Origin of the sequence: Candidatus Tenderia electrophaga (genome assembly GCA_001447805.1) — a bacterium.
GTDB lineage: Bacteria > Pseudomonadota > Gammaproteobacteria > Tenderiales > Tenderiaceae > Tenderia > Tenderia electrophaga.
This window is the reverse complement of record CP013099.1, coordinates 1,504,751-1,525,987: the sequence shown is the minus strand read 5'-3', so window position 1 is coordinate 1,525,987 and position 21,237 is coordinate 1,504,751. Positions and strand designations below refer to the sequence as shown.

At 61.2% G+C, this 21,237-nt stretch carries 17 protein-coding genes; 2 read left to right on the top strand and 15 right to left on the bottom strand.

The genetic code is table 11. From position 1 onward, the window contains the following. Positions 1 to 167: 167 nt before the first annotated feature. From Tel_07015 to Tel_06975, 9 genes are all read right to left on the bottom strand, one after another. On the bottom strand, positions 168 to 1,319 hold the full coding sequence (locus Tel_07015) for a hydrolase (GenBank protein ALP52922.1): 1,152 nt from the start codon (positions 1,317 to 1,319) through the stop codon (positions 168 to 170). Continuing rightward, a complete protein-coding gene (locus Tel_07010) occupies positions 1,316 to 3,862 on the bottom strand; it encodes a hypothetical protein (GenBank protein ID ALP54767.1) in 2,547 nt (848 codons plus the stop codon). The genes Tel_07015 and Tel_07010 overlap by 4 nt, the downstream gene beginning before the upstream one ends. Then, a complete protein-coding gene (locus tag Tel_07005) occupies positions 3,843 to 4,541 on the bottom strand; it encodes an ABC transporter ATP-binding protein (protein ID ALP52921.1) in 699 nt (232 codons plus the stop codon). The genes Tel_07010 and Tel_07005 overlap by 20 nt, the downstream gene beginning before the upstream one ends. A gap of 199 nt (positions 4,542 to 4,740) precedes the next feature. Then, positions 4,741 to 5,676, bottom strand: a complete 936-nt coding sequence (locus Tel_07000; GenBank protein ALP54766.1) for a hypothetical protein — start codon at positions 5,674 to 5,676, stop codon at positions 4,741 to 4,743. Positions 5,677 to 5,809: 133 nt separating this feature from the next. Then, positions 5,810 to 6,250, bottom strand: coding sequence for a cyanate hydratase (locus Tel_06995; protein ALP52920.1), 441 nt, complete (start codon positions 6,248 to 6,250; stop codon positions 5,810 to 5,812). A 33-nt stretch (positions 6,251 to 6,283) separates the two neighbouring features. Further along, entirely contained in the window at positions 6,284 to 6,697 is a 414-nt protein-coding gene (locus Tel_06990; GenBank protein ID ALP52919.1) for a histidine kinase, read from the bottom strand. Positions 6,698 to 6,700: 3 nt separating this feature from the next. Continuing rightward, on the bottom strand, positions 6,701 to 7,600 hold the full coding sequence (locus tag Tel_06985) for a nitrate/sulfonate/bicarbonate ABC transporter ATP-binding protein (GenBank protein ID ALP52918.1): 900 nt from the start codon (positions 7,598 to 7,600) through the stop codon (positions 6,701 to 6,703). Between the two features lie 4 nt (positions 7,601 to 7,604). Continuing rightward, positions 7,605 to 8,432 carry a nitrate ABC transporter permease gene (locus Tel_06980; GenBank protein ID ALP54765.1) on the bottom strand — a complete coding sequence of 276 codons (828 nt, stop codon included), beginning with the start codon at positions 8,430 to 8,432 and terminating at the stop codon, positions 7,605 to 7,607. Between the two features lie 2 nt (positions 8,433 to 8,434). After that, entirely contained in the window at positions 8,435 to 9,850 is a 1,416-nt protein-coding gene (locus tag Tel_06975; protein ALP52917.1) for a nitrate ABC transporter substrate-binding protein, read from the bottom strand. A gap of 343 nt (positions 9,851 to 10,193) precedes the next feature. Between Tel_06975 and Tel_06970 the strand changes: the two genes are divergently transcribed. Beyond that, a complete protein-coding gene (locus Tel_06970) occupies positions 10,194 to 12,074 on the top strand; it encodes a histidine kinase (protein ALP52916.1) in 1,881 nt (626 codons plus the stop codon). 120 nt (positions 12,075 to 12,194) lie between these two features. Further along, positions 12,195 to 12,524 carry a hypothetical protein gene (locus Tel_06965; protein ALP52915.1) on the top strand — a complete coding sequence of 110 codons (330 nt, stop codon included), beginning with the start codon at positions 12,195 to 12,197 and terminating at the stop codon, positions 12,522 to 12,524. A gap of 11 nt (positions 12,525 to 12,535) precedes the next feature. Here the strand turns inward: Tel_06965 and Tel_06960 are convergent, their stop codons facing one another. The 6 genes from Tel_06960 to Tel_06935 all read right to left on the bottom strand — a co-directional run bounded on the left by Tel_06960 (position 12,536) and on the right by Tel_06935 (position 21,229). Beyond that, positions 12,536 to 13,060 (bottom strand): hypothetical protein, encoded by a 525-nt coding sequence (locus Tel_06960; protein ALP52914.1) that lies wholly within the window; start codon positions 13,058 to 13,060, stop codon positions 12,536 to 12,538. 322 nt (positions 13,061 to 13,382) lie between these two features. After that, entirely contained in the window at positions 13,383 to 14,819 is a 1,437-nt protein-coding gene (locus tag Tel_06955) for a dihydrolipoamide dehydrogenase (GenBank protein ALP52913.1), read from the bottom strand. Between the two features lie 8 nt (positions 14,820 to 14,827). Continuing rightward, positions 14,828 to 16,078 carry a dihydrolipoamide succinyltransferase gene (locus Tel_06950; protein ID ALP52912.1) on the bottom strand — a complete coding sequence of 417 codons (1,251 nt, stop codon included), beginning with the start codon at positions 16,076 to 16,078 and terminating at the stop codon, positions 14,828 to 14,830. Between the two features lie 57 nt (positions 16,079 to 16,135). Further along, positions 16,136 to 19,015 carry a 2-oxoglutarate dehydrogenase subunit E1 gene (sucA, locus tag Tel_06945; protein ID ALP52911.1) on the bottom strand — a complete coding sequence of 960 codons (2,880 nt, stop codon included), beginning with the start codon at positions 19,013 to 19,015 and terminating at the stop codon, positions 16,136 to 16,138. A 197-nt stretch (positions 19,016 to 19,212) separates the two neighbouring features. Beyond that, on the bottom strand, positions 19,213 to 19,551 hold the full coding sequence (locus Tel_06940) for a transcriptional regulator (protein ID ALP52910.1): 339 nt from the start codon (positions 19,549 to 19,551) through the stop codon (positions 19,213 to 19,215). A 61-nt stretch (positions 19,552 to 19,612) separates the two neighbouring features. Next, positions 19,613 to 21,229: an NAD synthetase gene (locus tag Tel_06935; GenBank protein ID ALP52909.1), complete on the bottom strand. Its 1,617-nt coding sequence runs from the start codon at positions 21,227 to 21,229 to the stop codon at positions 19,613 to 19,615. Positions 21,230 to 21,237: the final 8 nt, after the last annotated feature.

The following is a 21,237-nucleotide window of genomic DNA, read 5'->3' as shown; positions in this document are numbered from 1 at the left end:
AAGGCATCGTGCTGTGCCGCAGCCGGAATCAGATACAGGATATACGCCACATAGTAGCCCAGCAAGAGGGTCCCCTCTGCGCGGCTGATCTTAGTGCCGCTGAAATGTTGAAGGTATTACTGCCCACCACATAGGCCTTTCGAACTATAAAAGCTAACGTCCCCTTTTTATTCGTAGCCCGCCAATTCCAAATAGCCGCTGCCGATGATCGGCTCGCCGTCGGCCTGCCCCGTCACCGCCACGGCACCTTCCCAGTAACGCACCGAGAGAGTCATCTCCTGCTGCTGCAGGCGCGGCGTGACGTCCAGTCGCAGGCCATGATCCGGGAGAGTGAGACGCCAGTGGACCGGATAGCGGATGCGGGTCTGCGGACTGATCCAGTGGTCCAGCACCTCCAGCTGCACATCATCCCATTCCAATCGTTGTACATCCCCTTGCGGGCCGACCAATACGCCGGCGCTATGGCGATCGACACTGCCGTCTTTGTGGCGCAGGCGGTAATACATCAAGTCCCGACCGTCGTCGAGTTGCAGGGCGAACCAGTCCCAGCCGGCCTGGTCCGGCGCCAACGCCGAGGTGGACCACTCCCGGTCCAACCAGCTGTGGCCTTGGACCCGAAAGGTCTGATCCTTGATACGGATCTCACCTCGAGTCGGCATGCGCGTGAAGGAGTAATAATAGGATGCATTGCCGGGCTCGGCGCTCTTCTGACTCAGACCTTGTTCGCCCTGCAATACCGGCGGCTTGGCGCTGTCGAGTCTCAAGGAGACGGCGATATCACCCTGCGCTGCGCGAAGCTTCAGGGGCAGAAAGCCGTCATGCCCCCCTTCGACGCGCCAATCCTCCAGCCACACGGCGAAGGGCTGGGTCTGGGCACCGGCGAGACGTTGGTCGGCGCGGGCGAAGCGTTCGAATGAATGGAAACGTTCGCCCTGCACATCGGTGAGGGCGAAGTGGGCCATGTAGAGATGGTTGGCGCGCCACGCCGACGGCGCGCCTGCTACCCTGCCCGGCTTGAGGCCGATACGAAACAAGGTGAGCTGATAGCCGAAGCGGCGCCCGTCCTCGGTCTGCAGATTGCCGGTGAAATACCACCACTCGGTCTTGTACGCGGGATGGGGGCCGTGGTCTGCGGGGAATGAGAATTCACGCCGCTCGGTGGCGCGGGCCCAGCCCGCACTGTCGCCCGCCAGGGTCTCGGCCAGGCCGCTACCCTGTTGTTGCGCGGGCGTCGGTATCTGGTGGCCCGGTTGCAGCCACCACCCCAGCATCAGCATCAATACCAGCACCATACTGAGTAACAGCAGACGACGCATCACTCCCCCCTCAAGGCCAGGGCGGGTGAGGTGCGCGCCATGCGCCAGGCGGGATAGAGTCCCGCCAGCAGTGCGGCCAGCACGGCAAAGCCCAGCGCCGACGCCAATTGCATGAAATCCACGTCCATCGGCATACCCCAACCGAAGGCGCGGCGGTTGATCACATGGATCAACACCCAGGCCAGCACCAGGCCCAAGGGCAGGGCCAACAATCCGGCCAGCAGCCCCATCAGCCCGGTCTCGCCGCTGACCAACAGCCACAGTTGCCGCGGCGTCAGCCCGATGGCGCGCAACACGGCCAACTCCCGCGCGCGTTCCAGCTGCAGGGCCATCAAGGCGGTGAGGATGCCGACGAAGGCCACCAGCAGGGTGAGCAGGCGCAGCACGTCGGTAATGGCGAAGGTGCGATCGAAGACTTGGAGGGTGGCGGCGCGGATCTCGGCATTGGCGCGCAGACGCAGGGGCGCTTGCGCTGGCAACAGGGCGCGCACACGATCCATGATGTGCGCGACATCGGCCGATTCCTGAAGATAAACACCGATGGTGGAAATCACCGGGTCCTGCCACAGCCGTTCGTAGAGTTCCCGGCGCAGGGTAATACGACCGTGCTCGGCGCCGTAATCGCGATAGATGCCGATCACCCGGAAGCTCCGCTCGCCCTGGGCCGTGGGCAGGGACAGGGTATCGCCCAGCGCGACGCCGTGGCGATAGGCATAGGGCTCAGATACCAGCACGGTCATGCCGGACTGAAACGCCGCATAGGGCCGCGCCACTGCCTGCAGCCATTGATAGCCGGCGAAGCCCTGCGGCGGCAGGTCCAGGGCGACGATCGCTTGGCGGCGCGCGCCCACCGGCACCTCAACGCCCCGCCCCAGGCTCAAGGCCGTCACCCCCGGCAGACGGCGAATGGCGTCGACCAGGTCGCGGGACAGCCCATGGCGACGCAGATCGGGCGCCTCGGCGACGCTGAGATAGATGTCGGCGCGCAGGCTGTGTTCGATCCAGTCCACCACCGAGCCGCGAAAGCTGTGCACCATGGTGCTCACCCCCACCATGGTGGCCACGGCCACCAGCAGCGCCGCCAGGGCCACGCCGGTACGGCTCAGGGCGTTGACCACCCCCAGCAGGGCCATGCGCCCCAACAGGGCGCGACCGCGGGGCCACAGGGCCGCAGCGACGTGGATCGCCCCCATCACCAGGCGCGGCGTCAGCAGGGCATAGCCGATCACCAGGGCGAACAGTCCGACAAAGGCCGGCCCCAGGCCGGTGCCCGAATAGGCCAGCAAGATTGCCCCGCAGAGGATGGCCAGCAGTCCGACCCAGGCCAGCCGGCGCACTGCACGGCGGGTCCGGGCCTCCAGATAGGAGCGCGTCAGGGTGGCGCGCGCCGGGGTATGAGTGGCCTCCCAGGTGGGCACCAGGCTGGCCAGGACGGTGGCGCCCACGCCCAGCAACAGGCCCTTGCCCAGGCCCCAATAAGAGATATGCAGCGCCCGCAGCTCCAGGGTGTAATAGAGATCATTGATGGTGCGGGTCACCAGCCCCAGCAGGCCCTCGGCCAGGACCACGCCCAACAGCAGACCCAGTCCCGCCCCCAGCAGCCCCACCACCAGGGCCTCACCCAGCACCACCTGCCACAGCTGCGCCGCCGTCACCCCCAGCGCCCGCTGCAAGCCGAACAGACGACGTCGCTGCAACACCGAGAAGCTCATGGTGTTGAAGATGATGAAGCCGCCCACCAGCAGGGCCAGCAGACTCATGGCGGTGAGATTGGTGCGAAAGGCGGCGGTCATCTGGGTCTGGGCCTGGTCGGCCCCTTGGCGATCAATGAGCTGCACACCGGGGGGCAAGCCCTGGCGCAGCCGTTCCAGCTGCGCGCCATCATCCAGCACCAAGTCGATACGCGACAGCCGACCGACACGATCCAGGAGGCTCTGTGCCGTGGCGATATCGGCCAACAACAGATCGGCCATGCCCTGGGCCGCCAAGGGGTCCTGCGGCTGCATCAGGCCCACCAGCCGCAGACTGTGCAGCGTGCCGGCGCTGCGCACCCGCAGGCTGTCCCCCACCGCCAGCCCCAGGGCCCGGGCCGTGCCCGCCGCCATCATCACCGCGTTGGGCACAGTCATCAATTGACGCAGAAATCGTTCGCCCTGCAGCTCACTGCGGTAATCGCGCAGCGGCGAGTCGGCCAGCGGGTCCGTACCCAACAGTTGAAAGGTCCGTCCGGGAAAATCCAGCGCCACCACCGGGCCTTCAACCACCGGGGCGGAGTCGCGCAGGCCCTGCGCTATACGCAGTTGCAGATACAGGGCCTCATCCACCCCGGCCGGCCCGGCGACGATTTGATGGGTGCTGCGCCCGGCGACGGCCTGATTGGCCAGTTCCAGACTGCGCTGGGCGCTGTGGTTGACCAGGTCGATGGCCACCACTACCGCCACCCCCAGGGCCACCCCCAACAGGGATAAGGCCATCAACCAGGGGTGGCGCAACAGGTGGCGCCCGGCCGAGCGCCACAACAGGCGCTTACTCGACAAAGCGGCCATCATGCAAGCTCAACACCCGCCGCGCCTGGCGCGCCGCCTCCTCGCTGTGAGTGACCATGATCAGGGTGCTGCCGGATTGGGCCACCATGTCAAACAACAGCGCCAGCACCTGGGCGCCGGTCTCGGTGTCCAGATTGCCGGTGGCTTCGTCGGCCAACAACAGGCTGGGGTGGTGCACCAAGGCGCGGGCGATGGCCACGCGCTGCTGCTCACCGCCGGAGAGCACATCGGGATAGCTCTGGGCGCGCCCATGCAGATCCACCTGCTGCAACAGCGCCAGGGCCCGGGCCTCGCCCTGATCATCCAGGCGCCCCGACAGGGATAACGGCAACAACAGATTCTCCAGCACGGTCAGGGTGGGGATGAGATTGAAGAACTGGAACACGAAACCGATGTGTCGACGGCGAAACAGGGTGCGCTGCGTCTCCGAGCGGCGCGCGATATTATCGCCGTCGATCCAGATCTCGCCGGCATCGGGCAGATCGATGCCGCTGAGCAGATTGAGCAAGGTGGTCTTGCCCGTGCCGCTGCGCCCCAGCAGGGCCACCGACTCGCCGCGGCGGAAGTCGATGCTGAGATCGCGGAACACCCAGTGCTGGCATTCGCCTTCCTGATAGGCCTTGCGGATGTGTCGGAGTTGGATAAACGTGTCGTCGCTCATGGCCATAGGGTAGCGCATCTCGGGATGCGCTATGCCTGAGCAATATAAATCCCCCCTAACCCCCCTTTTTCAAAGGGGGGAATATCCGGGAGACGATTCACTTTTGAGTAGGGTGCACTGCCCGCACCATTAGACTTCTCATACCCGTAATCCAAACGCGCCGGCCCGCTCCAAGTTCCCCCCTTTGTAAAGGGGGGCTAGGGGGGATTTTAAGCGACTATGCCGGATTCGTAACAATCGCCGCCAACGGCGCCAGGGCGATCTCGGCCCGAAATAACACAGCGCCGTCGCCCAGCAGACCGAAACAGCGATGCCGCAGTTGCGGGATGCCGGCCCCGCCCAGCCCCCCCGCCATGGTCTCCTCGCCCTGGTCCACCAGCAGGTGCAAGACATCATTGCTCATCAGCCCGGCGGCCAACGCGCGGTCCACCGAGATGTGGTGGCTGGTATAGACCATGGGCGCCTGTTCGAAATCATGCCCCGCCTTGAAGGCCCGCTCCAGCAGGGCACAGGAGATCAGCGCGGCGGGGAACATTTCGGGAAATCTGACCTTCTCCTCCAGTTCGTCGAACCAGGCGGCCTGATCCGCCAGCGAGCCGGTGAGAAAATTCTTGGCATGGCCGGTGCTCATGAATTTGCGTTTACAGAACAGATCACCGCCCGGGACATAACTGCGATCCGGCAGCCGCCTGAGATCGGGTAGATGAGCGAGGTCGACGTCGGCGAGACATAAAGGCGCCGGTGATTCGCGCTTGTGTCCGATCAGCACCACCCCGCGTCCGTTCTTGATCACCACACGATTGCTGAGACCGGGCTGTTCAGTCGTGGTCAAGCGTGACTTTTTGATGTCCACCTGCAGCGCCTCACCCGGCCTGGCGGCACCGGCGAAGGTGAACTGATAGTTACTGAATCTCAGCCCGTGCTCGCTCACCAAAGCGGTCTCGTCATGGGCCTGACGATAGAGGCGCAGCTGTTCTTCAATCAGACACTCCAGCTGGAAACCCAACGCGATGGGACCGCCGAAGGGATTGCCGCGGATGCGCTGCCACTTGTTGGGGTCATGAAACAGATTGAAGTCGTCGGTGGCGTTGCGCGCCACATCGATGTGGAGCTGAGTGAATTGCAAGGGCGCCGGGGTCTCGGGTGCTGCCATGGCCATCGGGTATCGCTGTCTAGTCCGTTAGAACAACTCTCGCAACGACCTTAGCACAGTTCCTGCGCACGCGGCATCCACCACGGCAAAGCCCCCCGGCAGGGCTGTCCTGCCGGGGCCTGCGCGCAGGTGCTTACCAGGATTTGTAGGGCAGAAACTTGCCGTTGAGGGTGATCACCACCCGATCCCCGGCGGGGTTTTCCTCTTTGTCGATGTCCATGGAGAAATCGATGGCACTCATGATGCCGTCGCCGAATTTTTCATGGATGATCTGTTTCATGGTCTCACCATAGACATTGATCATTTCATAAAAACGATAGATCAAGGGGTCGGTGGGGATGGTCTTGTCCCAGTGCTTGTGCGGGCAAGCCTGCAGGGCGCTGGCCACTTCGTCGGGCAGGTCCAGGGTCTCGCACAGGGCGGCGGCCTGGTCGGCGGACATGGAGTTCATCCCCAGGCAGGCGGAGGTGGTCCACACCGGGGACATGCCGACGCCCTCGGCGACGGCCTCCCAGCGCTTGCCCTTGGCCTCTTTGGCGGCCAGGATCATTGCGGTCATTTCGGTCTTGGTCATGGGTTTTCTCCAGTCTAGCGTTGCTTAAGGTTGTTACAGGAATTTACGCGCCTCGGCCGCAATGGCCAGGTCGTTGATACTGGCATAGCGCTTGTGCATCAGACCGTTGGCCGCGAATTCCCAGTTTTCATTGCCGTAGGCGCGGTACCACTGCCCCGCGGCGTCATGCCATTCATATTCAAAGCGCACCGCGATGCGGTCGCCGGTGAAGGCCCAGAGCGATTTCCTCAAGCGGTAATCCAGCTCCTTGGCCCACTTGCGCTCCAGAAAGGCCTTGACCTCGGCGCGGCCGTTGAGAAACTCGTCGCGGTTGCGCCACTCGGTGTCCTCGGTGTAGGCCAGGCAGACCCGTGCCGGGTCACGGCTATTCCAGGCGTCCTCGGCGGCCTGGACCTTTTGCCGGGCGGTCTCCAGGTCAAAGGGTGGAAACGGGGGTCGGCCCTCCATGGCTCAACTCCCGGTGCGGGCCAGACGCTCGGCCTCTTCCTTGGGCATATCCCCCGCGTCCTTGGCCGGATCGACAAAGCGGGTCTCCACCGTCGCCTCGCCGGCACCGCCGGCCAACTCTTTGGAACGGGTCACCAGAAAGTCCACCAGGTGATTACGGATCTTGTAATAGCCCGGATCGTGGATGACGCTGTTGCGATTGCGCGGCCGTTCGATGGAGACCTGCACCGACTCGGCGATGCGGGCATAGGGCCCGTTGGTCATGAGCAGGATGCGGTCCGAGAGCAGGATGGCCTCGTCCACGTCGTGAGTGATCATGAACACGGTCTGCTTGCTCGCCGACCAGATCTTGATCAGCTCCTCCTGAATGACGCCGCGGGTCAGGGCGTCCAGGGCGCCGAAGGGTTCATCCATCAACAGCAGTTGCGGCTGGGTGGCGAAGGCCCGGGCGATACTGACACGCTGGCGCATGCCGCCGGAGAGTTCACTGGGCTTTTTATCGGCCGCCTCCTTCAGCCCCACCATCTCCAGGTACTTAATGCTGTGCTCGTGAACCTGCTCCTTGTTCCAATGGGGCCAGCGCGCCTTCACCCCGAAGGCGACGTTCTTCACCGTGGACAGCCAGGGCAGCAGGCTGTAGTTCTGAAAGATCACGCCGCGCTCCAGACTGGGGCCGGCCACCTCTTTGCCGTTCATAATCACCACCCCGTCGGAGGGCTGATCCAGCCCCGCCAGGACATTGAGAATGGTGGACTTGCCGCAACCGGAATGGCCGATGACGCAGACGAACTCGCCCTTTTCGATCTGGAAACTGGCGTCTTCGAATACGGTCAGGCCCGCGCCGTTGTCGGCGCCGGGAAAACGCTTGGCCAGTCCTTCGACTTCTAGAAATGCATGTGTCATGGGTTTACTCCTTGTACTGCACGAAGCGGGCCGCCGCCGACAACATCAAATCCAGCACCATGCCCACCAACCCGATCATGAGGATGGAGAAGATCACGCTGGCCAGGTCCAGATTGTTCCACTCGTTCCAGACGTAGTAGCCGATGCCGGTGCCGCCCACCAACATCTCGGCGGCGACGATGACCAGCCAGGCGATGCCGATGGAGATACGCATGCCAGTGAGAATGGTCGGCGCGGCGGCGGGCAGGATCACGGTCAGCGCGGTGCGCACCGGACTCAGCTCGTGGGTGCGCGCCACATTGACCCAGTCCTTGCGCACCCCGGCCACGCCGAAGGCGGTGTTGATGAGCATGGGCCAGATGGAACAGATAAAGATGACAAAGATGGCCGAGGCCTCCGAGTCCTTGATGATGAACAGGGCCAGGGGCATCCAGGCCAGCGGCGAGATGGGCCGCAGCACCTGGATGTAGGGATTCAGGGCCTTGTACATCAACGGCGACATGCCCACCACGAAACCGATGGGGATGGCCACCGCCGCGGCCATGAAAAATCCGGCCAGGACACGATAGATGGAATAGGCCAACTGGATGCCGATGCCCTTGTCGTTGGGTCCGGCATCATAGAAGGGGTTGCTCAACTCCTCGATGGCCAGGGCGATGATGGCCGAGGGCGGCGGGACGCGGGCCTCCTGGTCCGCACCGCCCATCAGCCGTTGGTACTCCGTCATCGCCTTGCTGGCCTCGGGCGGCTGGCTCGTCACTTCCCAGATCCCCAGGGCGAGGATCAGCAGGCCGACGGAGACCAGCGCCGCGCGCATGTTAATGGACTGCAGCATCATGTCCTCCCGATAGCGAAGCTCTTCAGGTATTCCTCCGGCTTGTTGTAGTCGAAGGTCTTGCCCATGATGGTGTAGTTTTCATAGGTCTTGCCGGGCGGCTCGTAGCCCAGCTCCTTCATCACCTGGGCGCAATCGGCGGCCAGATAGACCTCTTCGGCGATCTTCTTGTAGTCCACATCGCCCTCGATATAGCCCCAGCGTTTCATCTGGGTGAGGATCCACACCGCCATGGAGTGCCAGGGGAAGGGATCGAAGTCGATGCGATCGGGCACGTTCTTGATCTCGCCCAGGCCATCGGCGTAATAACCGGTCAGCACTTGCTCGATCACCGGCACCGGTTGGTTGAGATAGTTCTTGGGCGCGATGGCCTCGGAGATCTCCTTGCGGTTGTTGGTATTGGAGGAATAATGAGTAGCATCGATGATGGCACGCAGCAAGGCACCGTAGGTGTTGGGGTTGCTCACCGCAAACTCCTTGGAACAGGCGAAGGCACAGCAGGGGTGGCCCTCCCAGATGTCCTTGGTGAGGGTGTGCAGAAAGCCCACCTTCTCCCACACGGCACGCTGGTTGAACGGATCGGGGGAGAGATAACCGTCCAGGTTGCCGGCGCGCAGGTTGGCCACCATCTCGGGCGGCGGCACCACGCGGATCTGGATGTCCTGGTCCGGGTCCAGGCCGTGCTCGGCGACGTAGTAGCGCAGCAGGAAATTATGCATGGAGTATTCGAAGGGCACGCCGAACTTGAAGCCCTTCCACTGCTTGGGATCGCGTTTGTCCTTGTGATCCACATGCAGCACGATGGCCTGGCCGTTGATGTTCTCCACCGCCGGCATGATGTAGGGCTCGGCGCTGGAGCCGGCGCCCATGCTCATAGCCAAGGGCATAGGGGTGAGCATGTGCGAGGCGTCGTATTCCTTGTTGAGCGATTTGTCGCGCGCCACCGCCCAGCCGGCGGTCTTGATCACATCCACGTCCAGGCCGTACTTCTCATAAAAGCCCATGGGATGGGCCATGATGATGGGCGTGGCGCAGGTGATGGGCACGAAGCCGATATTGAGTTTCTTCTTCTCCAATGGACCCAGGCTGTCCTTGACCGCCGCCTTGACCGCATCCATGGGCAACAGCGAACCAAGAATAGCCGCCATGGTGCCGCCACCCACCATGCCCATGAAGGAACGCCGGCTCATTTCGTCATGGCCGAACATGCCGCGCACGATGGCGCTCTCGATGGCGCGGTCCATGATTGCTTCGGAACTGTTCAGTGCCTCAGACTCAGCGGCGCCCTGCTCGAGCGGCTGCTTGAGTTCGCCGTCGACCGTCTGACCTGTTGCACAGGTAGAACAGCCGCAGCCTTTGGCGTGTTTGAGACTGATATGGGGATCGAAGGGGTTACCTAGGCTCTTGTTGGACATGCTCGTGCTTCCTCTGCTTGCAAATGGTTCGTCATCTCAGCGTGCCGCACAGAAAAGGTGCGGCCGCGCCTGTCTCGGCAATCAGATCGAATCGGTTTATATAAAGTGTCACCGACGGCTCTCATTGCCCTACGAAAGCGTTATTGCAGAGACTGTGCCAACCCCGTAAAAGTACCCTAAGCGCTTGTTTTTGAATGCCTGCATCGAAATCACTGAGCTGTGAATCAGGCAACGAAACTTCGTAATGCTACGAAGTTTCATAGTCATCGCCACGAAGCTTCGTAGCCATGGCATGGATGTTGATAGGGTTTTAAATTGAATACATCCACAGCGCGGAGCAGCAATGCAGTCACTAGCGGCACAAACATTGGAATACCAGGCCGATGCCTGCCTGGTGCTCGATCCCTGGGGCAATCGCATCATCCAGGCCAACCGCGCGGCGCGCACATTACTCGGGTATGACAGCGAGGCGATGCAATGCCTCAAGGCCAGTGAACTGTTCCGTGACCAGCTCCCCGCCGTGGTGGTGTTTACCGAGGCGGTCATGACCCAGGGCCGTCGCTGGTGCAACGACATCATCTGTTATCACCGCCACGGCGACCCCATCACCGTGGAGATGGCCGGCAGTCGCGTCGAGCACGGCGAGCATCCCTACCTCGTTCTCAACCTGGCCGATCAGGAGCAACTGCTGGCGCAACGGGAACGCGCCGAGGCGCTGCGCTATCACCGCGCCGGCATCCGCCGTTGGAAGACCATCGAGAATATCTTCCAGGAGATCGAACGGGAGAACGCCCTCATCCTCAGCGCCGCCGGCGAGGGCATCTACGGCATCAACGCCGACGGCAAGACCACCTTCGTCAACCCGGCCGCCGAGCGCATGCTGGGCTTCAAGGCCGAAGAATTGATCGGCCGCGACATCCACGGCGCCATCCATCACAGCCATGGTGACGGCAGTCTCTACCCCAGCCGCAGCTGCCCCATCTATGCCGCCTTTGCCGACGGCGAGGTCCATTTCGTCGACAACGAGGTCTTCTGGCGCAAGGACGGCCGCGCCCTGCCGGTGGAATACACCAGCACCCCCATCGAGGACAACGGTCAGCTGGTGGGCGCGGTGGTGATCTTTCGCGACATCAGCGAACGCAAGGAGGCCGAGGCCAGACTACGCCACGCCCTGGCCGAGGTGGAGACGCTGAGAAACAAACTGGAACAGGAAAACGCCTACCTGCTGGAGGAGATCCGCAACGAACACAACTACAAGGAGATCGTCGGCGCCAGCGCCGCCATTCGCAATGTCATCAAGCAGATCGAACTGGTGGCCCCCACCGATGCCAGCGTGCTGATCAGCGGCGAGTCGGGCACCGGCAAGGAACTCATCGCCCGCGCCATTCATGAAAGCAGCGCGCGCAGCGGTCGTCCCCTGATCCGGGTCAACTGCGCCTCCATCCCACGCGAACTGTTCGAGAGCGAGTTCTTCGGCCATGTGAAAGGCGCATTTACCGGCGCGGTCTCGGACCGCGCCGGCCGCTTCGAATTGGCCGACGGCGGCACCCTGTTTCTGGACGAGGTGGGCGAGATTCCCCTGGAGTTGCAGAGCAAACTGCTGCGCGTACTACAGGAACAACAATTCGAACGTGTCGGCGATAACCGCACCCGGGCCGTCGACGTGCGCGTCATCGCCGCCACCAATCGCGATTTGAAACAAGCGGTGAGCGACAAGGGCTTTCGCGAAGACCTCTATTTTCGCCTCAATGTCTTCCCCATCGAGTCCGTAGCGCTGCGCAGCCGTCGCGATGACGTCCCCCTGCTCGCCTCCCACTTCATTCAGCGTGCCTGTGAGAAATTCAACAAGACGGCGGTAAAGCCAAGCAAGGCCGACATGCAGCGACTGCAGGCCTACCCCTGGCCAGGCAATATCCGCGAACTGATCAATGTCATCGAACGGGCCGTGATCCTGGCCCAAGGCGAACGGCTCACGCTCGATCTGCCCGAGGCCGTGGACGCGGGGGATCCGCTGGAACGGACCGATACGGGACCAATCAAGATCATGTCCGATACGCAGCGCCGGCAACGGGAGCGGGAAAACATCATCAACGCCCTCAAGGCCACGGGCGGCAAGGTCTTCGGCCCCAACGGCGCCGCGCAGTTGCTGGATATCAAGCCGACCACCCTGGCATCGCGTATCAAGCGTTTCAATATCAATAAAGTGGACTATAGCCGCTGTTAGCGGGCGCAAACCCCCGACCTCGGGTCTATACTCATGCCATCGCCTCTATTCTTGCGGGTGGTCATCATGATAAAAATTCGAAAACCGTGCCTGCGAAAAACAAGGGTTTTTGCGGCCTTAATGGTCTTCGTGCTATCGGCAACAGCCCAGGGTCAGCCACAAAGTGGCTGTTTTATCGGCAAGGATTCTCTCGGCCAACCCGCCAAGGCCTTTGTCAACGTCGAGCGCTATGGCGACTGGTTTCAAATCCATGGCCAAATCTATTCGTCCGGTGAAAACCAGATCTATCGTTTCAATGTGGACGGTCACTCAGGCGCCGGACGGCTGTTCCAACGCCACGAATACGAGACGGGCGCAGTGTACATGGATATCTTGACTCTGAGCGAAAACGAATTTGTATTTAAGGTGGAGGGCTACGGCCATTTCGTCTTCAGGCGCAGCCCCTGCTGAGGCTGTATTTCTTAGTGAGGAGACTCATCTTTGTGCTTGCCCTTCTCCGCGATCCAATCGGTGACGGCGAACAGCACGCCCGAGACGACGAAGGTCAGATGGATGCCCACTTTCCAGGCCAGTTGCTCGTTAGTCAGTTGGTGGACGTTGATGAAGGCCTTCAACAGTTCCACTGCCGAGATGGCGACAATGGCGCCGATAAGCTTGAGCTTGAGGTCGGAAAACCCCACCTTGCCCATCCAGGCGGGACGGTCTTCATGTTCGCCGACACTGAGTTTGGAGACGAAGTTTTCATAGCCGCTGAAGGTGATGATCAAGAGCAGGCTGGCGATCAGGGCCGTGTCCACCAGGGTCAGAATACTGACAATGGCCTCTTCCGCGCTACTGGTAAACAAACCGGCCATGAGATGAATCAATTCCTTGGCAAATTTCACCAGCAGGGCGATGATGGCGACGAGCAGGCCGATGAAGAACGGCGCCAGCAGCCAGCGGCTGCGAAAGATCAGGGACTCAACGGTCTTTTCCAGTGGGTTCATTATTGTTTTCTACCGGTCATGATAAAGATGTTCCGATCCAAACGCTTGATGGGATCAATGCTACCCTGATTTCTCCGGGCCGTAAAATCTTGGATTGACGCTATTTTATTGCGACATCCCTTGTGTTAGGAAGAAAGAACCCGAGAGGTGGTCGGGGGTGTTTAACAGGCGCCGGTTGACGTCGCAGGCACGACGAAGGCGGCATGGCCGGTATCGTCTCCGGCCTCCCCTTGGGAAAAGGGATCGACGGAAATTAGGGGTTCGGTGTCCTGCCGCGCGGTGAACGCCCCCTTTTGCAAAGGCGGGAATAAACGCGCATGAGTCAGATATGCAGACTGCGCTTTTCCACGCCCAAGGCCGCCTCGTGCATGGCCTCCGACAGGGTGGGATGGGCATGGATGGTCCGCGCCAGGTCTTCACTGCTGGCGGAGAACTCCATGGCCAGTACCGCTTCGGCGATCATTTCGGAAGCACTGGGGCCGATGATATGCACGCCCAGAATGGTATCGTCCTGGGCATCGGCGATAATCTTGACCAGACCGCTCATGTCGCCCATGGCGCGGGCGCGGCCGTTGGCCTTGAAGGGAAACACGCCTTCTTTAAAATCGACGCCGGACTTTTTTAGTTCCTGGGAGGTCTTGCCCACCCAGGCAATTTCGGGCCAGGTATAAATGACCCAGGGGATGGTCGCGTAGTTGATGTGGCTGAACTCGCCGGCGATATGCTCGGCCACGGCAACGCCCTCCTCCGAGGCCTTGTGCGCCAGCATGGGGCCGCGCACCACGTCGCCGACGGCGTAGACGCCGGGCAGATTGGTGCGGCAGAGTTCGTCAACCACGATAAAGCCGCGCTCGTCCAGCTCCAGACCGGCCGCTTCGGCATTCAGGTTTTCGGTGTTCGGCGAGCGACCGGTGGCCACCAATACCTTGTCAAATTTAACATCCTGTTCGCCATTATTGTCCTCAATAGTCACCACCACCTGGCGGCTGGTGGCCTTGGCCGCCTTGGTCTTGGTGGCCAGGCGGATATCCACACCTTGTTCGGTCAGCTCTTTCAACGCGGCGTTGGCCAGATGACGATCGACCGTGGGCAGGAACTCATCGCGGCGAATCAATACGGACACTTCGCTGCCGAGCCGGCTCCAGACACTACCCAGCTCCAGGCCGATGACGCCGCCGCCGATCACCGCCAGACGCTTAGGCACCTCGGTAAAGCTCAGCGCGCCGGTGGAATCGACGATGCGATTGCCGTCCACGGGCAGGGCATCGACCGTGGCCGGTACCGAGCCGGTGGCGATGATGATATTGTCCGCCTCGAGGGCTTCAGCCTTGGGCTTTTTCTTGCCTTTGGTGTGGGGGGTGAACTCCACTTGGCTCTCGCCCAGCAGCTTGCCGTAGCCCTGCAGCCAGGTGACCTTGTTCTTAGCAAATAAGGCGGCGACACCGCCGGTAAGACTTTTGACCACCTCGTCCTTGCGCGCCATCATCTGTTTGATGTCCAGACTGGCGCCCTTGACGTTGATGCCGTGACCGGCGAATTCGTGTTGCAGGCGATGATAATGGTGTGAAGTATCCAGCAAGGCCTTGGACGGAATGCAGCCCACATTGAGACAGGTGCCCCCCAGGGCCGGCGTGTTGTCCTCGTCGAGCCAGGCGTCGATGCAGGCCGTTTCCAGACCGAGCTGGGCGCAGCGGATGGCCGCGACATAACCGCCGGGCCCACCACCGATAACCACTACATCATAATGATCCATGATTATTCTCCTTGTTATACCTGCAGCAACATGCGGGCGGGGTCTTCCAGGACGTCCTTGACCTTGACCAGGAAGGAGACTGCCTCCTTGCCGTCGACAATGCGATGATCGTATGACATGGCGACGTACATCATGGGGCGAATGACGATTTCACCGTCTTCCACCACCGGACGTTGCTCGATCTTATGCATGCCCAGGATGGCGCTTTGGGGTGGGTTCAGGATCGGCGTCGAGAGCAGCGAACCGAAAATACCGCCGTTGGTGATGCTGAAGGTGCCGCCGCTCAGCTCTTCCATGGAGAGTTTGCCCTGGCGTGCCTTGCCGGCGAACTCGGCGACGGCCTGTTCCATTTCAGCCAGATTCATCTGATCGGCATCGCGGATAATGGGCACCACCAGGCCGCGCTCGGTGGACACGGCGACGCCGATATCGAAAAAGCCGTGATAGACGATGTCGCTGCCGTCGATGGAGGCATTCACCACCGGATACTCTTTCAAGGCCTCGCAACAGGCCTGGATAAAAAAGGACATGAAGCCCAGTTTAATGTCGTGTTTCTTGATGAACTTGTCCTGATATTTGGCGCGCAAATCCATCACCGGTTTCATGTTGATCTCGTTGAAGGTGGTCAACATGGCGGTGGTCTGCTGCGCCTCCAGCAAACGCTCGGCGATGCGCGTCCGTAGGCGGGTCATGGGCATGCGCCGTTCGGGACGGCCGCCGGCCCCCACTTCCGAGGTAGACGGTGCCGCCGGCGCGGCGGCGGGCTGATCGCGCTGTTCGATATGTTTGAGCACATCGGCCTTGGTGATGCGGCCGTCGCGGCCGGTGCCCGTGATAGCAGACGGGTCGAGCTTGTTTTCGGTGATCAGCTTGCGCACCGCGGGGCTGAAGTTCATGGCTGCGGCCGGCGCCTCCGGCTCGGGCGTCTCCTTTTTGGCTTCGGTCTCGGCCGGCTCGGGTTCTTCCCGGGGCGCTTGTTTTTCGTCTCCCGCTTCGGCCGCGGGCTTGTCGTCGCTGTGCGGCTTCTCGGCGTTTTCGTCGATCAGCGCCAACACCTCGCCGCTGCCCACCACGGCCCCCGACTCTTGCTTGATCTCGGCCAGCATACCGTCATGGGGCGCCACCACTTCCAGCATGACCTTATCCGTCTCCAGATCGACCAGATTTTCGTCACGCTTGACGTAGTCACCGACCTTCTTGTGCCACTGAGCCAAGGTTGCATCCGAAACGGATTCCGATAAGACCGGCACTTTGACTTCAATCATATTGACTCCCTTCAATCAGTTCCGCCTTCGCAGCGGCAGAGACAGGTTTGTTGTTGTTTAACCGACGGCGCGCAAGGTGCGCTGTTGCGCTTCCGCCTTGCCCTTGAGGGCTGCGTCCACCAGTTCGGCCTGCGCCGCCTGATGCGAATACAGCAGGCCTTCCGCCGGCGCGGCATATTCGGGTCGGCCGGCATACAGCACCCGCTGGTTGTCGCCGGCCAAATCGCGCAGACGCGGATGAATGAAATACCAGGCCCCCTGGTTTTTGGGCTCTTCCTGACACCAGACGATTTCAGCGGCCTGATTATAGCGGCCTAAGACCTCGGCCAGCCGTTCCTCCGGCAAGGGATAGAGCTGCTCCAAGCGAATGATGGCGACATCGTCAAGATCGTGCTCGCGGCGCTTTTCCAACAGATCGAAATAGACCTTGCCGGTGCACACCACGATGCGTTTCACGCGGGCCGGTTTGATGGCATCGATCTCGTCGATCACCACCTCAAACTTACCTTTGGTCAGGTCATCCAGACTGGAGGTGGAAAGCTTGTGGCGCAACAAGCTCTTGGGCGACATCACCACCAGGGGCTTGCGGTAGGGACGCAGCGCCTGGCGCCGCAGCATATGGAACATCTGCGCCGGCGTGGTGGGATAAACCACCTGCATGTTGTCGCCGGCGCACAGCTGCAGGAATCGCTCCAGACGCGCCGAAGAATGTTCCGGTCCCTGACCGTCATATCCGTGCGGCAGAAACATGACCAAGCCGCACAGCCGACCCCATTTCACTTCACCGGCGCTGATGAACTGATCGATCACTACTTGGGCGCCGTTGGCGAAGTCGCCGAATTGGGCCTCCCAGATCACCAACGATTCCGGTGACGCACTGGCATAACCGTATTCGAAACCGAGCACCGCCTCTTCCGACAACAGGGAATCGATGACACGGAAGTGGGCCTGGTCCTCACTCAGGTTCTGCAGCGGCACATAGATGCCGCGCTTTTTCTGATTGTGGAAGACGGCATGGCGATGGAAGAACGTGCCGCGGCCACTGTCCTGGCCCGACAGGCGAATGGGATGACCCTCCAGCAACAGGCCGCCATAGGCGACGTTTTCGGCAAAGCCCCAGTCCAGCGGACTCTCACCGGCCGCCATCTTCTTGCGGTCTTCGACCAAACGTGCGGCGCGCGAGTGGAGTTCAAAACCATCGGGCATGGTGGTGAGTTTGCGGGCAATCTCCCTGACCTGTTTCAGGCTCAGGGCGGTGTCAGTCTCATGGGTCCAATGCACATTTTTATACGGCGACCAATCGACGGCGAACTCCTTATCCACATCGGTGGCCAGTTCACGCGATACCAGCTTGCCCTCGTCCAGCATGGCACGGTAATCATCGAGCATGCCGTCGGCCTCTTCCTGGCTTACCACGCCCTCTTCAATCAGGCGCCGGGCATACATCTTGACGGTGGTCTCGTGGCTGCGGATGGATTGATACATGATCGGCTGGGTAACCGCGGGTTCGTCCGCCTCGTTGTGGCCGTGGCGACGATAACAGACCAAGTCGATGACCACGTCACGGCCGAACTGCTGACGGTAATCCAGCGCCAACTGGGTGACAAACACCACCGCCTCGGGATCGTCGCCGTTGACATGAAAAACAGGTGCCTGAATCATGCGCGCCACCTCGGTGCAATACATGGTGGAGCGCGCGTCGAGCGGGTTGCTGGTGGTAAAACCGATCTGATTATTGATGATGAGATGCACCGTACCGCCGGTGGTAAAACCGCGCGCCTGGGACATATTCAAGGTCTCCATCACCACGCCCTGGCCGGCGAAGGCGGCATCGCCATGAATCAACACCGGCAGCACCTGACTGCCGGTAATATCGCGGCGACGATGCTGACGCGCGCGCACCGAGCCCTCCACCACCGGATTGACGATCTCCAGATGGGAGGGATTGAAGGCCAGCGCCAGGTGCACCGTGCCGCCCGGCGTTTTCATGTCGGAAGAAAACCCTTGATGATATTTCACGTCACCGCAGGTGTTGTTCTCCGTATCGCAGACGCCCTCGAATTCCTGGAACATGTGGGCCGGATTCTTGCCCATGATATTGACCAGCACGTTGAGGCGACCGCGATGTGCCATGCCAACGACCGCCTCTTTGACGTTCTGGCTGCCGGCGCGCCAGATCAATTCATCCAGTAGTGGAATCAAGGTCTCGCCGCCTTCCAGAGAGAAGCGCTTCTGGCCGACGTATTTGGTATGCAGATATTGCTCCAAGCCCTCGGCGCCCACCAACTTGCGCAGGATGTGATGGCGCATCTGCGGCGAGAATTTGGGTGTGCTGCGACTGCCTTCCAGCTGCTGCTGCACCCAGCGCTTTTGGATGGTGTCGGTGATGTGCATGTATTCGGCGCCGACGGAGCGGCAATAGGTCTGCTGCAGGTGGACGAGGATGTCGCGCAGTTTGGCCTGCGGCGCGCCGACCAGGGAACCGGTGCTGAACACCGTGTCCATGTCTGCCTCGGTCAAGGCATGGTAGGACGGGTCCAGCTCAGAGATAGAGGTCTGTTCCTGCAAGCCCAGCGGGTCGAGTACAGCCTGCTGATGGCCGCGCACGCGATAGGCATTAATCAGCTGCAGCACCGCCACCTGTTTGCTGGCGGCCATGGCCACGGACGCGCCGCTGGTATCGGTGGACGGCGTACCGCGGCGCGCATGGACCAATTGGTAAAATTCCTTGCGTACCGCGCTGTGGTCGATGTCCGAGGCGACCGGGCCGGGCTCGAGCTGCAACTGCTCGAAATAGGCCTGCCATCTCGGCTCCACCGACTCGGGATCCTGAAGATAACGCTGATATAATTCTTCGATAAACGGGGCATTCGCCCCGAACAAGTGACTGTGCGCCAAGAAGCGCTGGTATCGATCCGTCGAGTTATCCTGGCTCATTTCCTGCTGTTCGCCCGTTTCTGTTTATTCTCCATACACTTAGTCGTCAAGCTTAGACAAAACTCAAGCATTCTGAAGCCTATTTTTGCAAAAAAGTTTTAAATTGCCGCGCCCTACCACCATTGACGGCGGCCCGGAAAAACAAAAGGCCCGCAAACCGCCGTGGCCGGGCCCTTTGTTAGACAGAAAAAATCGGATTAGATCGCCGATTCGTCTTCTTCCCCGGTGCGGATACGGACAACACGTTCAACCGGCGTGATGAAGATCTTGCCGTCGCCGATCTTGCCGGTGCGGGCGGCGCCGGCGATCACCTCCACACAGCGCTCCACCTGGTCTTCCGCCACCACGGCCTCGATCTTGACCTTGGGCAGAAAATCCACCACGTATTCGGCGCCGCGGTAAAGTTCGGTATGCCCCTTCTGGCGCCCAAAGCCCTTGACCTCGAGGACGGTCATGCCGGTGACGCCGATCTCGGACAGCGCCTCGCGCACATCGTCCAATTTGAAAGGCTTGATAATTGCTTCGATTTTTTTCATCGCACTCCCCTTGCGCTAACTATGTTTGTATTCTGCCACTTTCCGCCTGCCTTTGCAGGGCCTATTTGTATCCGGAGGTGATGGGATAACGGCGATCACGGCCGAAGGCCTTGCGGCTGATGCGTACGCCGGGCGGCGCCTGACGCCGTTTGTATTCATTGCGGATCACCAAGTGGGCAACCCGGCTGACGTCAGCCTCGTCGAAACCCTGAGCCACGATGTCTTCGATGGACTGATCCGCTTCGATGTATTTTTCCAGGATCGGATCGAGGATGTCATAGGGCGGCAGGCTGTCGCTGTCCCGCTGGTCTGGCGCCAGCTCGGCCGAGGGCGGCCGGTCGATGACGCGCTGCGGAATCACCTGAGAAATGGTATTGCGATACTCGGCCAGCCGGTAGACCAGGGTCTTGGGTACGTCCTTGATGGGCGCGTAGCCGCCGGCCATGTCGCCGTAGAGGGTGCAATACCCCACCGACATCTCGCTCTTATTACCGGTGGTGAGCACGATCTTGCGTTTCTTGTTGGAGACCGCCATCAGAATGATGCCGCGGCAACGGGCCTGGATGTTCTCCTCAGTGGTGTCCCAGGGCTTGCCGGCGAATTCATCTTTGAGCAATTCCAGAAAGGCCTCGAAGGCCGGCTCGATGGCGATGGTGTGACACTCCACACCCAAGGCTTGGGCCTCGGCCTCGGCATCGTCCAGGCTCATATCGGCGGTGAAGCGCGACGGCATACGCACCCCTTCGACCCGCTCGGGGCCGATGGCATCCACGGCGATGGCCAGGGTCAATGCGGAATCGATGCCACCGGACAGGCCGATGACCACGCCGCGAAAACCGTTTTTCTCGATATAATCGCGCGTACCCAACACCAGCACCTCATACACGGCGGCCTCTACTGGCAGGGGCTCGACCATGGTCGCGGGCACAGGCTTGACCTGTTCGCCTGATTCCAGCTCAGCCACGTACAGGCCCTCGACACAGCTTTCGGCGCGCTGGGTCACCGTACCGTCGGCGGCCATCACGAATGACTGGCCATCGAAGACCAACTCGTCCTGGCCGCCCACCAGGTTGCAATAGACGATGGGCATGGCGGCCTCGGCCAGCCGCGCACGCATGGCCGCCTCACGCTCCTGCCATTTATTGATATGAAAGGGCGATGCATTGAGATTGAGCATCACCTGTGCCCCGGCGGCGGCGGCCCGGGCCATCACTCCGGGCTGCCACAGATCCTCGCAGATGGACAGGGCCAGCTTGACCCCTTTGATCTCGAACACGCAGGCGCCCTCACCCGGCTCGAAATAACGCTTCTCGTCGAAGACGCTGTAATTAGGCAGGTGCTGTTTACGATAGACCGCCTGGATCCCACCCGAGGCAATCAAGGCGGCGCTGTTGTATTGGTACTCACCCGCCACTTCGGGATAGCCCACCACCATGCCGATGCCGGTCACCGACTTGAGCATCTCCAACCCCTCTTGCACCCGCTTTTGCAGACCGGGACGCAACAGCAGGTCTTCGGGCGGATAGCCGGTCAAGGTCAGTTCTGGAAACAGCACCAGGTCGGCCTGCAGCGCGTCGCGGGCGCGCTCGGCAGTGTGGATGACTTTGGCGACATTGGCGGGTATATCGCCTACCATGAAGTTCTGCTGGGCGATGGCGATGCGAAGACGATTAACCATGAGTGAGT

Bases quoted from the DNA above. Each gene is read 5' to 3' on its own strand.
- Tel_06990 (ALP52919.1), bottom strand. From the start codon at position 6,697: ATGGAGGGCCGACCCCCGTTTCCACCCTTTGACCTGGAGACCGCCCGG.
- Tel_06970 (ALP52916.1), top strand. From the start codon at position 10,194: ATGCAGTCACTAGCGGCACAAACATTGGAATACCAGGCCGATGCCTGC.
- Tel_06985 (ALP52918.1), bottom strand. From the start codon at position 7,600: ATGACACATGCATTTCTAGAAGTCGAAGGACTGGCCAAGCGTTTTCCC.
- Tel_06950 (ALP52912.1), bottom strand. From the start codon at position 16,078: ATGATTGAAGTCAAAGTGCCGGTCTTATCGGAATCCGTTTCGGATGCA.
- Tel_07010 (ALP54767.1), bottom strand. From the start codon at position 3,862: ATGGCCGCTTTGTCGAGTAAGCGCCTGTTGTGGCGCTCGGCCGGGCGC.
- Tel_07000 (ALP54766.1), bottom strand. From the start codon at position 5,676: ATGGCAGCACCCGAGACCCCGGCGCCCTTGCAATTCACTCAGCTCCAC.
- Tel_06960 (ALP52914.1), bottom strand. From the start codon at position 13,060: ATGAACCCACTGGAAAAGACCGTTGAGTCCCTGATCTTTCGCAGCCGC.
- Tel_06940 (ALP52910.1), bottom strand. From the start codon at position 19,551: ATGAAAAAAATCGAAGCAATTATCAAGCCTTTCAAATTGGACGATGTG.
- Tel_06935 (ALP52909.1), bottom strand. From the start codon at position 21,229: ATGGTTAATCGTCTTCGCATCGCCATCGCCCAGCAGAACTTCATGGTA.
- Tel_06975 (ALP52917.1), bottom strand. From the start codon at position 9,850: ATGTCCAACAAGAGCCTAGGTAACCCCTTCGATCCCCATATCAGTCTC.
- Tel_07005 (ALP52921.1), bottom strand. From the start codon at position 4,541: ATGCGCTACCCTATGGCCATGAGCGACGACACGTTTATCCAACTCCGA.
- sucA (ALP52911.1), bottom strand. From the start codon at position 19,015: ATGAGCCAGGATAACTCGACGGATCGATACCAGCGCTTCTTGGCGCAC.
- Tel_06965 (ALP52915.1), top strand. From the start codon at position 12,195: ATGGTCTTCGTGCTATCGGCAACAGCCCAGGGTCAGCCACAAAGTGGC.
- Tel_06995 (ALP52920.1), bottom strand. From the start codon at position 6,250: ATGACCAAGACCGAAATGACCGCAATGATCCTGGCCGCCAAAGAGGCC.